General features: G+C 72.3%; 10 protein-coding genes and 1 tRNA gene. 8 read left to right on the top strand and 3 right to left on the bottom strand.

Translation table 11 applies throughout. The features are described from left to right. Window positions 1-4: 4 nt before the first annotated feature. Entirely contained in the window at window positions 5-685 is a 681-nt protein-coding gene (locus FB557_RS11915; RefSeq protein ID WP_170236287.1) for a 4'-phosphopantetheinyl transferase family protein, read from the bottom strand. A gap of 60 nt (window positions 686-745) precedes the next feature. Here FB557_RS11915 and FB557_RS11910 point away from each other — a divergent pair. The 8 genes from FB557_RS11910 to FB557_RS11875 all read left to right on the top strand — a co-directional run bounded on the left by FB557_RS11910 (window position 746) and on the right by FB557_RS11875 (window position 8,141). Then, a tRNA-Arg gene (locus tag FB557_RS11910) sits at window positions 746-819 on the top strand. 75 nt (window positions 820-894) lie between these two features. Beyond that, window positions 895-2,625, top strand: coding sequence for a dynamin family protein (locus tag FB557_RS11905; RefSeq protein WP_144857838.1), 1,731 nt, complete (start codon window positions 895-897; stop codon window positions 2,623-2,625). Beyond that, window positions 2,622-4,265: a GTPase gene (locus tag FB557_RS11900; RefSeq protein ID WP_144857837.1), complete on the top strand. Its 1,644-nt coding sequence runs from the start codon at window positions 2,622-2,624 to the stop codon at window positions 4,263-4,265. Before FB557_RS11905 ends, FB557_RS11900 begins: the two co-directional genes overlap by 4 nt. A 118-nt stretch (window positions 4,266-4,383) precedes the next feature. Continuing rightward, the gene (locus FB557_RS11895; protein WP_144857836.1) at window positions 4,384-4,887 is read left to right on the top strand and encodes a single-stranded DNA-binding protein; all 504 of its coding nucleotides are present in this window, start codon (window positions 4,384-4,386) and stop codon (window positions 4,885-4,887) included. An 87-nt stretch (window positions 4,888-4,974) separates the two neighbouring features. Next, on the top strand, window positions 4,975-6,657 hold the full coding sequence (gene ettA, locus FB557_RS11890) for an energy-dependent translational throttle protein EttA (RefSeq protein ID WP_144857835.1): 1,683 nt from the start codon (window positions 4,975-4,977) through the stop codon (window positions 6,655-6,657). Window positions 6,658-6,806: 149 nt separating this feature from the next. Further along, window positions 6,807-7,409 (top strand): pentapeptide repeat-containing protein, encoded by a 603-nt coding sequence (locus FB557_RS11885; RefSeq protein ID WP_144857834.1) that lies wholly within the window; start codon window positions 6,807-6,809, stop codon window positions 7,407-7,409. A 37-nt stretch (window positions 7,410-7,446) separates the two neighbouring features. After that, window positions 7,447-7,752 carry a type II toxin-antitoxin system Phd/YefM family antitoxin gene (locus tag FB557_RS11880; RefSeq protein WP_144857833.1) on the top strand — a complete coding sequence of 102 codons (306 nt, stop codon included), beginning with the start codon at window positions 7,447-7,449 and terminating at the stop codon, window positions 7,750-7,752. Further along, window positions 7,749-8,141, top strand: a complete 393-nt coding sequence (locus tag FB557_RS11875; protein ID WP_246074758.1) for a type II toxin-antitoxin system VapC family toxin — start codon at window positions 7,749-7,751, stop codon at window positions 8,139-8,141. Before FB557_RS11880 ends, FB557_RS11875 begins: the two co-directional genes overlap by 4 nt. Here the strand turns inward: FB557_RS11875 and FB557_RS11870 are convergent. Then, complete coding sequence (locus FB557_RS11870) at window positions 8,138-11,641, bottom strand: error-prone DNA polymerase (RefSeq protein ID WP_144857832.1); 3,504 nt, start codon at window positions 11,639-11,641, stop codon at window positions 8,138-8,140. The genes FB557_RS11875 and FB557_RS11870 overlap by 4 nt on opposite strands. A gap of 84 nt (window positions 11,642-11,725) precedes the next feature. Beyond that, window positions 11,726-13,303 (bottom strand): DNA polymerase Y family protein, encoded by a 1,578-nt coding sequence (locus FB557_RS11865; protein WP_144857831.1) that lies wholly within the window; start codon window positions 13,301-13,303, stop codon window positions 11,726-11,728. Window position 13,304: the final 1 nt, after the last annotated feature.

The following is a 13,304-nucleotide window of genomic DNA, read 5'->3' as shown; positions in this document are numbered from 1 at the left end:
GCCCTCAGTCGATCCGGTGGACCTCGAGGGCGTCCTCGGCGAGGACCGCGACCGCGCACCGGTGGTCGGGGGTGCGCAGGTCAGCGTCGGCGAGCGAGACCGCCTCCGGCCTGGACTCCTCGGCGCGCCAGTCGACGAGCGCCGCCGGTGACTCCGGCCCGGTGACGACGACCTCGGTCGGATCGACGACCAGGCCGTGACCGGTCGCCTTGAGGATCGCCTCCTTGCGCGCCCACACCTGGGCCCGAGCGGCGAGCAGGTCCCGGCCGTGCACCTGCGCGAAGGCGGCGCCCTCCTCCTCGGCGAGGGTCAGGCGGTCGAAGCTGTCGAAGTCGGCCTCCTCGACGTGCTCGACGTCGATCCCGACGCTCGGCCCCTGCGCCACCGCGATGACGGCGAGGGTGTCGGTGTAGGAGAGGGAGAAGGACCAGTCCGGGCGGGCGACGATGCTCGGCTTGCCGTGCCGCTCGCTCCCGCAGGTGGGGCAGCGCCGCTCGAAGGCGAGATCGGCCGGGTCGACGTGCAGGACCCGGGCCAGAGTCCGCCGGGCCAGGGCGTGGGCGCTGACGAAGGGGGCAGGGTCGCGCTTGCGGTCCGCCCGGGCCAGCTCGGTGTCGTCGAGCAGGTCGCGCAGGGAGGGCTCGTCGGCGACGACCGCCTCGGCGAGGCCCACCCGAAGTGCCATGCGGTTCATCATGTCAGGTCGGTCTCCGTAGACTGAGCGACCGCGGGCCCGAGCCCGCGAGCCCCCGTAGCTCAGCTGGACAGAGCAAGGGCCTTCTAATCCCGAGGTCGTTGGTTCGAATCCAACCGGGGGCGCCCCTATCGAGACCGGCGACGGGACCCCCTTCGCCGGACGTGGTGGGCGGGGACACCCGGGTTAGCCTGTGCACCATGTCCGCCACACCACCCGGAGCGCCGGTCGACAGCGAGGAGCTGCTCGCCAGGGTGATCGCGCTACGCGACGAGGTGGAGCGCTCCGAGCTGCCGCTCGACCTTCCGTCGACCCGTCAGGCCAAGGAGAACCGCGCCGCCCTGCTCGGGCAGCTCGACGACTACGTCATCCCGCGGCTCAGCTCGATCGACGCGCCCCTGCTGGCCGTCGTCGGCGGGTCGACCGGGGCGGGCAAGTCGACGCTGGTCAACTCCGTCCTCGGCCGCAAGGTCAGTGAGGCCGGGGTGCTGCGCCCGACGACGACCAGCCCGGTCCTCATCCACCACCCCGACGACGTCCGGTGGTTCCGCGACGGGCGGGTGCTCCCTTCGCTCTCCCGGGTCACCGGCGAGAGCGCCGAGCCGCAGCCCGGGACGGTGCGCCTCGCCGCGTCCGAGGCGCTGCAGCCCGGCCTGGCCATGCTCGACGCCCCCGACATCGACTCGGTCGTCTCCGCCAACCGCGGCCTGGCGACCCAGCTGCTCGCCGCCGCCGACCTCTGGCTCTTCGTCACCACCGCCGCCCGCTACGCCGACGCCGTCCCGTGGCGGCTGCTCAAGCAGGCCTCCGACCGGGGCACCGCGGTCGCGATCATCCTCGACCGCGTCGACCCTGACGCGATGGACGACGTGCGCTCCGACCTCGTCGAGATGCTCCGGGAGCAAGGGCTCGAGACCTCCCCGGTCTTCACCGTGCCCGAGACCACGCTCGACGAGCGCGGCCTCATCCCCGAGGGTGACATCTCGCGGCTGCGCTCCTGGCTCACCGCGCTCGCCGGCGACCAGCGCGCCCGCGGCATCGTCATCCAGCAGACGCTCTCCGGCGCGCTGCGCTCCCTCGACGAGCGCACCGACGAGCTCGTCGCCGCCGCCACGACCCAGCAGGCGATGGTCAAGGAGCTCGAGAAGGTCGCCTACGACGCCTACGACACCGCCGAGGACCAGGTCCGCGACGGCATCAGCGACGGCCAGCTGCTGCGCGGCGAGGTCCTCGCCCGGTGGCAGGAGTTCGTCGGCACCGGCGAGTTCTTCAAGCGCGTCGAAGAGGGCGTCTCCCGGCTGCGGGACCGGGTGACCAACGCGATCAAGGGGGCACCGCCCCCTTCGAAGCCGTTGGACGAGGCCCTCCACGACGGGGTGGCCGCCCTCGTCATCGCCGAGGGCGACGCCGCGGCGGCGACGACCGCCCGCCGGTGGCGCTCCACCGAGGCCGGCCCCGAGCTGCTCGAGGAGCACCCCGAGCTGACCCGCTCGTCCGAGGCGCTGCGCGAGACCGTCGAGCGCACCGTGCGCGACTGGCAGGGCGACGTCCTCGACATCGTCCGGGCCGAGGGCGGCAACCGGCGCACCAACGCCCGGATCGCCGCGTACGGCGTCAACGGCATCGGTCTCTTCCTCATGCTCGTGAGCTTCGCCCACACCGGTGGCGTGCTCGTCGCCCCCGAGGTCGCCATCGCCGGCGGCACCACCGCGCTCGCGCAGAAGGTCCTCGAGGCGATCTTCGGCGACCAGGCGGTCCGGGAGATGGCGGCGAAGGCGAGGTCCCTCCTCCTCGAGCGGGTCACCGACCTCTACGACGAAGAGCGGCGTCGCTACGAGTCCGTGCTCGGGACCGTCCAGGTGAGCGAAGGGCAGGTCCGTCGCCTCACCCAGGCGGCCGAGGCCGTGCAGGCCGCGAGGTCGACCCGATGAGCCCGATCTTCCGGGGTGAGGCGAAGGTGTCGGCCCTGTCGGTCGAGGAGCTGCTCTCGCGCTCCGACAGCCTGGCCGAGGCCCTGACCGAAGGGGGCGACCAGCTCGAGCCGGAGCCCGCGCGGCGGGCCGCGGAGGTCGTCGAGAAGGTGCGGGAGCGGACCTCACTCGTCGGCGGCCACACCGTTGTGGCGCTGGCCGGGGCGACCGGGTCGGGCAAGTCCTCGCTCTTCAACGCCCTCGTCGGAGCCGATGTCGCCCAGGTCGGCGTGCGGCGGCCGACGACCTCGACCCCGACCGCCGCGGTGTGGGGCGAGGAGCCGGTCGGTGACCTGCTCGACTGGCTCGGCGTCGGCCGACGTCACACCGTCGAGGGTGAGGACTCGCTCGACTCCCTCGTGCTGCTCGACCTGCCCGACTTCGACAGCCGGGAGGCGGCCAACCGGGAGGAGGCGCGGCGGGTGCTCGAGCTCGCCGACGTCTTCGTCTGGGTCACCGACCCGCAGAAGTACGCCGACGCGGTACTGCACGACGAGTACGTGTCCGTGCTCAAGGAGTACGGCGCGGTGACCGTGGCGGTGCTCAACCAGGCCGACCGGCTCCCCGACGAGGCCGCGGTCGACACGGTGACCGGGGACCTCTCGCGGCTGCTCGAGCGCGACGGGCTGAGCGACTCGGAGGTGGTGGCCACCTCCAGCAAGACCGGTCTGGGCCTGGAGCGGCTCACCGAGCGCCTGCACACCGCCGTCGCCTCTGCCGACGCGGCCCGGCACCGCCTCGGTGCCGATGTCGCGACCGCGGCCAAGGGGCTGGCGCCCTCGGTCGCCGAGGACGAGCCGGACGTCGACCAGCTCGGCTCCGGCGAGCTCGTCGACGCCCTCGCCCGAGCCGCCGGTGTGCCCACGGTCGTCGACGCAGTGCGCCGCGACTTCGTCATGGAGACCGTTGCGCGCACCGGCTGGCCGTTCACGCGGTGGGCCAAGGCGCTGCGGCCGGCGCCGCTGAAGCGGCTGCGCCTGGACAAGGAGGCTCCCGACGTCACCGAGGCCGACGTGCGTGCCGTGCTCGGCCGCTCCTCGATCCCGCCGCCCACCCCGTCGGCCCGGGCGGCGGTCGACCTGGCCGCCCGACGGCTCGGCGAGCACGCCGGTCAGGGCCTGCCGACCCGGTGGGCCGACGAGATCGCCGACACCGCCGCGCCCTACGACGACCACCTCGCCGACGAGCTCGACCAGGCGGTGCTGCGCACCCCGCTGCGGGCCCGCAACCCGCTGTGGTGGCCGGTGCTCGGCGTGCTGCAGGTGCTCCTGGCCGTGGCCGCGGTGCTCGGCCTGCTCTGGCTCGTCGCCATCGCGCTCGCGGCCTGGCTGCAGCTGCCGGCGATCCCGACGGTCGATGTCGGTCCCTTCGCCACCCCGTTCATCCTGCTCGCCGGTGGCATCGTCGGCGGCCTGCTCGTGGCCGCCCTCGGCCGGCTGCTGGCCGGCCCAGGGTCGAGACGGCGGGCAGCGCAGATCGACAAGCGCCTCAAGGGGGCGATCGCGGAGGTGGCCGAGCGGGTCGTCATCGCACCGGTGCGCGACGTGCTGACCCGGCACGCCCGGGCGCGCCGGGGCGTCGAGGCCGCGCAGCGGCGCTGAGCCTGTCCACAGCCGCGCCTGCGGCCAGGCGGCTGTCCACAGCCGTCGCTGGCACCCGCGCGGTGGGTGGGGCGGCGCGCGAGGGTGGATCTCGTCTCAACCGACGAGGAGGAAGCCCATGTACGAGACATATGTGACGATCAGCGGCCGCCTGGTGGCCGACCCCGAGAAGCGCACGACGAAGGCCGGTCAGGTATTCACCACCTTCCGCCTGGCGACGAGCGAGCGGAGGCGCACCCGGGAGGGGACCTTCGAGGACGGTCCGACGTCGTTCTACAACGTCGCCTGCTACCGGGCCCTCGGGGTCAACGTCTGCGAGTCGCTGCACAAGGGCGAGCCGGTGGTGGTCACCGGCCGGCAGCGGGTGCGCCAGTACCAGCGGGCCGACGAGAGCTACGGGACCTCCGTCGAGGTCGAGGCGATGCATGTCGGCCACGACCTGCTGTGGGGTCAGACCCAGCTGACCCGTCCGGGCCGGGACGAGTCCGAGGACCGGATGGCCGACGAGGCCTCGCGTCAGTCCTACGACGAGAGCTACGACAGCGACGGCGAAGGGGGCGCTCCCGCACCCCGTGGTGACGAGAGCGGGGGAGTGGGCGGCTTCGCCGCGCACGCCGCCTGAGCGGACCACCGAGGAGAGCCCGACGCAGGCGGGCACGGGACCGGGGTGGATGCGAGGGTGCGGCCGGGCTGTCGCTAGCCTGCTGCCATGCCCGAGTTCATCTACACCATGACCCGTGCCCGCAAGGCGCACAACGAGAAGGTCATCCTCGACGACGTGACGATGTCGTTCTACCCCGGCGCGAAGATCGGCATGGTCGGCCCCAACGGTGCCGGCAAGTCCACGATCCTGAAGCTCATGGCGGGACTGGACCAGCCGAGCAACGGTGAAGCCCAGCTGGCCAAGGACGCCACCGTCGGGATCCTGCTGCAGGAGCCTCCGCTGAACGAGGAGAAGACCGTCCTCGGCAACGTCGAGGAGGGCATGGGGGAGATCAAGGCCAAGCTCGACCGGTACAACGCGATCTCCGAGGAGATGACCGAGCCGGACGCCGACTTCGACTCCCTCATGGCGGAGATGGGCTCGCTCCAGGAGGACATCGACCACGCCGACGCGTGGGACCTGGACTCCCAGCTGGAGCAGGCCATGGACGCGCTGCGCTGCCCCCCGCCGGAGGCCGACGTCACGGTCCTCTCCGGTGGTGAGCGTCGCCGGGTGGCCCTGTGCAAGCTGCTCCTCGCCAAGCCGGACCTGCTGCTGCTCGACGAGCCGACCAACCACCTCGACGCCGAGTCGGTGCTCTGGCTCGAGCAGCACCTCGCGTCTTACGAGGGTGCCGTCGTCGCCGTCACTCACGACCGGTACTTCATGGACAACGTCGCCCAGTGGATCGCCGAGGTCGACCGGGGCCGGCTCTACCCCTACGAGGGCAACTACTCGACCTACCTGGAGAAGAAGCAGGAGCGGCTGCAGGTCCAGGGCAAGAAGGACGCCAAGCTGGCCAAGCGCCTCGCCTCCGAGCTGGAGTGGGTCCGGTCCAACAGCAAGGCGCGCCAGACCAAGAGCAAGGCCCGCCTCGCCCGCTACGAGGAGATGGCTGCCGAGGCCGAGCGCACCCGCAAGCTCGACTTCGAGGAGATCCAGATCCCGCCGGGCCCGCGGCTGGGCAACAAGGTGATCGAGGTCAAGGACCTGAAGAAGGGCTTCGGGGACCGGGTGCTCATCGACGGGCTGTCCTTCACGCTGCCGCGTAACGGCATCGTCGGTGTCATCGGCCCCAACGGTGTCGGCAAGACCACGCTCTTCAAGACGATCGTTGGGCTGGAGGAGCCGGACGCCGGGACCGTCGACGTCGGTGACACCGTCCAGATCAGCTACGTCGACCAGGGCCGTGGCGGTATCGACCCGGAGAAGTCGCTCTGGGAGGTCGTCTCGGACGGGCTCGACCACATCCAGGTCGGTCGGGTCGAGATCCCGAGCCGGGCGTACGTGAGCCAGTTCGGCTTCAAGGGCCCGGACCAGCAGAAGAAGGCCGGCGTGCTCTCTGGTGGAGAGCGCAACCGGCTCAACCTCGCCCTGACCCTCAAGCAGGGCGGCAACCTCCTGCTCCTCGACGAGCCGACCAACGACCTCGACGTCGAGACCCTCGGCTCCTTGGAGAACGCGCTGCTGGACTTCCCCGGTTGCGCGGTGGTCATCAGCCACGACCGCTGGTTCCTCGACCGCGTCGCGACGCACATCCTCGCCTACGAGGGCACCGAGGAGAACCCGGCCAAGTGGTACTGGTTCGAGGGCAACTTCGAGGCCTACGAGAAGAACAAGATCGAGCGCCTCGGCGAGGAGGCGGCCCGCCCGCACCGCGTCACCTACCGCCGCCTCACCCGCGACTGACTCCCCCCTTCGCAGATCCCCGGGGAACCTCAGACGAACGGTCACTCCCTTCGCCCGCAGATCCCCGGGGAACCTCAGACGAACGGTCGGCCCCCGTGGTCCACACCACCTGTGGCGCCCAGCTGGCCGGAGGACATAGCGTCACGTCTGTGGGCAGCTTCCTTGATCTCGTCGCCGGGCGCGATCTTGTCGTCGACGAAGAGCTGACGGGAGACCTGGCCGAAGGGGAGCGGCTCGAAGGGGTGACCTTCGTCGGGTGCACCCTCACCGGTCGCTGGACGGCGGCTGTCCTGGCCGGGTGCCGTCTCGAAGGGTGCACGCTGGACGGCGTCGACCTCTCCGGCGCCCGCCTCATCGACACTGTCCTCGACGACTGCCGGCTCGTCGACATCCGGGCACTCGGCACCGCCTGGTCGACCATGGCCAGGCCGACCATCCCGCCCGATCCAAGCACGTGGACTGGGTGCCGGCTCGATCTTGGCGCCTTCGGCGGGTGTGATCTCAGCGGTGCTCGGTTCGAGCGGTGCACCTTCGACGGCGCCGACCTCGACGAGACGGTGCTGCGCGGAGCGACCTTCGACCAGTGCGACCTGGCCGGCGCGCGGTTCGTCCGTGCCGACCTGCGCGAGGTCGACCTCACGACCAGCCACGGCTATGTCATCGACCCGACGACCAACGACGTGCGAGGGCTACGGGTGGACCTTGTGGGTGCGGCCGGGTTGCTGCACGGCTTCGGGGTCGAGGTCAGTTAGGACGTCGTGCGTAGCACGCGCGCTACACTCCCTGTCCATGGGGATTGAAGAGCACAGCGATCGCTCCGGCGAGGTGCCTGGCGAGGCGATATCTCTGTCGCAGCGCGAGCTGCGCAACGAGTCCGGTCGCGTGCTTCGCGCGGTGAGTGCCGGTGCGTCCTTCACCCTGACCAACGGCGGGGTCGTCGTCGGACGGATCGTCCCGGTCGACGCCCCGCCGCCGGCGCTCGCCATCACGCGCCCGGCTCGGCGTCGGGGTGGGTGGAGTTCGCTCGGCGTGACCCGCGCAACGAGGCCGTCGTTGCAGGACTCGATCGATGAGCTACGAGCGGACCGCGTGTGAGCGTCGTCTACGTCGACACCTCGGCCATGGGTGCGCTGCTCGTGGACCAGCCTGAGAGCGAGACCCTGCTCACCTGGCTCGACGAGACCGAGGCAGAGCTCGTGTCGAGCGACCTCCTCGAGACCGAGCTGCGGCGCCTGGCTGTCCGGGAGGACCTGGACCATGGCGATGTGACTCGGCTCCTCGACGGACTCACCCACGCCGCGCTCGACCGGGCGGTCTACCGCAGCGCGGGGCTGCTGCCGATGCCTTACCTGCGGACGCTTGATGCCCTCCACCTCGAGGCCGCGCTACGTCTCGGGGCTGACGCTGTCCTCACCTACGACCGCCGCCTCGGTGAGGCTGCGGCAACACTCGGACTTGACGTCATCGCCCCCGGTCGTGGCTAGCGGAAGTCGCGGGAGCGCAGCGTCGAGCTCACCGGTAGCCGGTCGAGCCGGTCGGCGAGGATGTTGATCGCACCGCCACGCTTCTCGAGCTTCCCGCGGATGAGCAAGGCCGACGCGCTGCGCGAGTGCGGGCGGTAGCGCAGGAAGACCCCGACAGAGCAGATGACGTTGGTCATCCCGGTCTCGTCCTCGAGGCTGATGAAGGTCACGCCCTGCGCCGTCGCCGGTCGCTGCCGGTGGGTGACCAGCCCGGCGACGGTGACCCGCGATCCGTCCTCGGCGGTGCGCAGGTCGACCGCCCGCAGCACCCCCATGCTCGCGAGGAAGTCGCGCTCGTGCGCGATCGGGTGATCGCCCGTCGCCACCCCGGTCGACCACAGGTCGGCAAGAGTCTCCTCGCGCGGACTCATCGCCGGCAGGTCAGGGCGGCTCACGCTCGGGGTGACGACGTCGAGCTGGCCAGGGCGCTCTCGGGCCGCCTCACCCGCACCCCACAGGGCTTGGCGGCGGGTCAGCCCGAGCTCGTCGAAGGCCCCCGCCGTCGCCAGCGCCTCGACCTGCGCGCTCGTCAGCTCGACCCGTCTGGTGAGGTCGACGAGGCTGGCAAACGGTCCCCCTTCGTCCCGGGACGCGACGACTCGCTCCGCGGTCGGCACGTCGATCCCGGTGACCCCGGCCAGGCCGAGGCGCACGCGCAGGTTGCCGTCGCGGCGGTGCTCCGCTCCCGGCTCGGGGGAGTCGGGGTCGAAGGGAGGGACAGCCGGCTGGTCGCGGTTGAGGCACTCGGGTCGTCCGGTGGGCCGGATGTGGGCGTGCCCTTCGAGGCTCGTCCCTCGCACCTCAGGGCCCGTGAGGGGCTCAAGGTCGGCGTGGACGCCGGAACGGGTGATGCATGGGTGGGCGACCTCGACGCCGTGCCGGCGGGCGTCGGCGACGAGGGTCTGTGGGGAGTAGAAGCCCATCGGCTGGCTGCGCAGCAGCCCGGCGAGGAAGGCCGCGGGGTAGTGCAGCTTGAGCCAGCTGCTCGCGTAGACGAGCAGGCCGAAGGACAGGGCGTGGCTCTCGGCGAAGCCGAAGTTGGCGAATGCCTCGATCTTGGCGTAGATGCCCTCGGCGAGCTCGCCGGTGATCCCGTTGCGTGCCATCCCGGCGAAGAGCTGCTCGCGCAGCGCCCCGATCTTCTCCAGACCGCGCTTGGAACCCATCGCCCGGCGCAGCAGGTCGGCCTGATCGGCGTCGCAGTCGCCGACGGCGACCGCCATCTGCATGAGCTGCTCCTGGAAGAGCGGGACCCCCAGAGTGCGCTCCAGCACCGGGACGAGGGAGGGGTGCAAGTAGGTGATCGGCTCCTCGCCGGTGCGCCGACGGATGTAGGGATGGATCGCCCCGCCCTGGATCGGGCCGGGGCGGATGAGGGCGATCTCGACGACGAGGTCGTAGAAGCACCGGGGGAGCAGACGGGTCAGGGTGCCGATCTGGGCCCGGCTCTCGACCTGGAAGACCCCGATCGAGTCGGCCCGGCAGAGCATGTCGTAGACGCCGGCCTCCTCCTTCGGGATCGCATCCAGGCTCCACTCCTCGCCGAGATGGACCCGCAGGTGGTCGAAGGTGTGCTGGATGCAGCCGAGCATCCCCAGGCCGAGCAGGTCGAACTTCACCAAGCCCATCCACGCGCAGTCGTCCTTATCCCACTGCAGGACGGTGCGCCCCTCCATCCGGGCTGGCTCGACGGGGCAGACCTCGCTCACGGGTCGCTCGGTGAGCACCATCCCGCCGGAGTGGATGCCGAGATGACGCGGTGCACCCATGAGCTCCTCGGCGAGGTCGACCACCGGCGCCGGGATCTCGTGGTGACCGTTGACGACCTCGGACCACCGGTCGATCGTCTTGCTCCACGCGTCCTGCTGACCGGTCGAGTGCCCGAGGGCCTTCGCGACGTCACGGACGGCCGAGCGCGGCCGGTAGGTGATGACGTTGGCGACCTGCGCCGCGTTGAGCCGGCCGTAGCGGCGGTAGACCCACTGGATGACCTCCTCGCGGCGATCGGAGTCGATGTCGACGTCGATGTCCGGCTCGTCGTCGCGGGTCGTCGCGAGGAAGCGCTCGAAGGGCAGGTCGTAGTAGATCGAGTCGATCGCGGTGATCCCCAGCGCGTAGCAGACCGCCGAGCTCGCCGCCGACCCGCGCCCCTGGTAGAGGATCCCCTCATCTCGAGCGAAGGCGCAGATGTCGTGGACGATGATGAAGTAGCCAGGGAAGTCCTTGGCCTCGATGACGTCGAGCTCGCGCTCGATCCGCGCGTGGTGCGCCTCGGTGGCATGCGGGTAGCGGCGGGGCATCCCGCGGCGGACGAGCTCGCGCAGCCACTCCATCGGCGTCCACCCGTCGGGGACGTGCTGCTGGGGCAGGCGCGGCGTCGCCTTGCGCAGCGAGAAGCCGCACTCCTGGGCTACGTCGACGGTGCGCTCGACCGCCCCGGGGATGTGCCCGAGGAGTCGGTGCATCTCCTCGCCGGAGCGCAGATGGGTGCCGACCCCGGCGATCCAGCCGTCGAGGTCGTCGAGGCTGCGCCGGGCACGGACCGCGGCCATCGCCTGAGCCAGGCGGGTGCGCTCCGGCGTCGCGGCGTGCGCCCCGGTCGTCGCGACGACCGGCTGCCCGACCCGGCGGGCCACCTCGGCGAGGGCATCGGCGACGTGGTCGTCCCCGGGTAGCCCGGCGTGGCTCACCTCGACGAGGACGTGCTCGGCGCCGAAGAGGTCGACCTGCTCGCGTAGCGCCCGCTCGGCGGCGTCGAGGTCGAGCAGCCCGAAGGGGGAGAGCTCGCTCCCCGGGGGCGGCGCAGGGGATCGTCCGGTCGGCGTGCCGTCGTGTCGGCGCTCCAGCGCCGTACGCACCGCGCCCTTGCGGCAGCCGGTGAGGACGACGACGTGCCCGGCCAGGTCGTCGACGAGACGGGTCGGGTCGTGGACGGGTCGGCCCTTCTCCCCGGCCAGCTGGGCGGTGGTGATCGCCGAGGAGATGCGGTGGTAGCCCTCGGGCCCCCGGGCGAGGACGAGCAGGTGCTGCCCGACCGGGTCGGCCTGCCCTCCCTGCGGCTCGGGCAGGCCGAGGGAGAGCTCGGCGCCGAAGACCGTCGTGAGGTCGTGGCTCTCCGCGGCCTCGGCGAGACGTGGCGCCCCGTAGAAGCCGTCGTGGTCGGTCAGCGCGAGGCCGCTCAGCCCGAGCCGGACCGCCTCCTCGACCAGCTCGCCCGGACTGCTCGCCCCGTCGAGGAAGGAGAAGTGCGAGTGGGCGTGCAGCTCGGCGTAGGGGCGGGCGTCCTCGGGGCGGGTGACTCCGGGCGAAGCGACGTAGGCCTGCCGCTTGCGTGACCAGCCGGGAGCGTCGCCGCCGTCGGGCAGCCCGGCGCGAGCGGCCAGCCCGGGCCGGGAGGCGATCCGGTCCGAGAGGGTCCGCTCGAGGTCGGCCCAGCTCTGCTTGGGGTTGTGCCAGCCCATCAGCCCGCCTGATCCGTAGGCGCTCGATCCACCCGCGACCGAGTCGTGCGTGCCCGGGCGGTGCGCGTCTCGGCGACGGCCGGCTCAGTCATAGCGGGCCTCGGTCCACCATCGCCCGTCGGCGTGCAGCAGGAGCCAGGCGTCGCCTCCGACCTCGACGACCTGCAGGCGGGCGGTGGCCCGGGCCTCCTGGCTCCACCACCGCTCGTCGGCGGCCCATGGGCCGGCCCAGTGCTGCACCGCCCGGCGTTCGCGCTCACCACGGCTGTCCGCGCTCACACCCACCATGGCCGGGGACGCGCTCAACCCGCCGCGCTCGGTCGGGGTGACCGCGGTCCCCGTGCGATCCACGAGCTGGGCCGGGGTCGGCTCGGGGTAGACCGTCGCCGGTGCCGGCTGGGGCAGGTGGCCGGGCCACGGGCCCTGGAGCTCACGCGCCGCGGCGACCCCCCAGGGCGTGAGCCGCTGCCGCTGCGCGGGTCCGCGCCCGCCACCAAGGGAGGGCAACCCGACCGCGTCGTGCCCGAGCATCGACTGCAGCCGGGCGGCTGCCTGGCTCACCTGCTCGGTCGCGGGATCGCCCCACAGCCCGTCGGCGACGGCGGTGACCGAGGCGGTCTCGTCGGGGACGAGCCGCACCTCGGTCACCGGCGCCCCGGGATGCTCGGCGTCGAGGGTCCAGCGCACGCGGTCGACCAGGGCAGCGGCGTCGAAGCAGCGCGGGTGCGCCCACCGGCGCTGCATCACGTGCTCGTCGTCGGTGACGATCTCGACCCAGAACCCGACGAGGACGAGGTGCTCGGCGGTGAGGGCGGCGATGAGCTGGGTGGCGATCCGACCGACGCCGAGGCAGACCTGCTCGGCCCGGGTCAGCGCGGTATCGAAGCGGACCGTGACGTCGAAGGGGGCGGGCGGCCGCCGAGGGAGGAAGGTCGCGTCCTCGAGTCCGCGGGCCCGCCGGTGGCAGCGCACGCCGGCCTCGCCGAAGCGGGAGCGGACGTCGCCCTCGTCGAGGAGGGTGAGATCGCCGAGGGTGCGCAGCCCCAGCCGGCGCCAGATGTCGGCCAGGGCCGGCTCACCGAGCGCGTCGACCGGCAGGGGGGCGAGGTAGCCCACGGTCGCCTCGCTCGCGAGCAGGCCGCAGTCCTGCGGGTCGGTGGTGCGAGCGACCTGCTCGGCGGCGAAGACGGTGTCGGCGACCCCGGCCCGCACGTCGTCGACACCGTGGAGCACCATCCGCTCGCAGAGCAGGGTGCCGACGGCGAGCTCGCTGCCGTGGAAGCGGGCCGGCCCGTCGACGACAAGGGTGGCCGTGCCAGGACGGATCACCTCGATGCCGGCGACGACATCCTCGAGCTCGGGCAGCAGCCCGGCGAAGAGCCGCTCGTCGAGCTCGGCGTCGTGGGCGAGGGTGAGCAGCTCGGGACAGCGAGCCTGCGCCTCGCGCAGCCGCAGGCCGCGGCGCACGCCAAGAGCGCGGGCCGCGGAGGAGCAGGCGTGCACCTCCCCCTTCGCCACCAGTGCCAGCGGATCGCTCAGGCGGAGCGGAAAGCCGGTGCCGCTGCCCCACACCGCGGCCCGGACCGGCCAGTCCGGGCACCACAGCACGAGCCGCCGGCCGGCGGCGGCGAGCCCGGTCGTGCCGGCGCGGACAGCGCTCACC

This window comes from Marihabitans asiaticum (assembly GCF_007828725.1).
GTDB classification, from domain to species: Bacteria; Actinomycetota; Actinomycetes; order Actinomycetales; family Dermatophilaceae; genus Marihabitans; species Marihabitans asiaticum.
This window is presented reverse-complemented; position numbering and strand designations above follow the sequence as displayed.

Coding starts and splice junctions, on each gene's coding strand:
- FB557_RS11905 (WP_144857838.1), top strand. CDS start 895: ATGTCCGCCACACCACCCGGAGCGCCGGTCGACAGCGAGGAGCTGCTC.
- FB557_RS11880 (WP_144857833.1), top strand. CDS start 7,447: ATGGGGATTGAAGAGCACAGCGATCGCTCCGGCGAGGTGCCTGGCGAG.
- FB557_RS11900 (WP_144857837.1), top strand. CDS start 2,622: ATGAGCCCGATCTTCCGGGGTGAGGCGAAGGTGTCGGCCCTGTCGGTC.
- FB557_RS11895 (WP_144857836.1), top strand. CDS start 4,384: ATGTACGAGACATATGTGACGATCAGCGGCCGCCTGGTGGCCGACCCC.
- ettA (WP_144857835.1), top strand. CDS start 4,975: ATGCCCGAGTTCATCTACACCATGACCCGTGCCCGCAAGGCGCACAAC.
- FB557_RS11915 (WP_170236287.1), bottom strand. CDS start 685: ATGGCACTTCGGGTGGGCCTCGCCGAGGCGGTCGTCGCCGACGAGCCC.
- FB557_RS11870 (WP_144857832.1), bottom strand. CDS start 11,641: ATGGGCTGGCACAACCCCAAGCAGAGCTGGGCCGACCTCGAGCGGACC.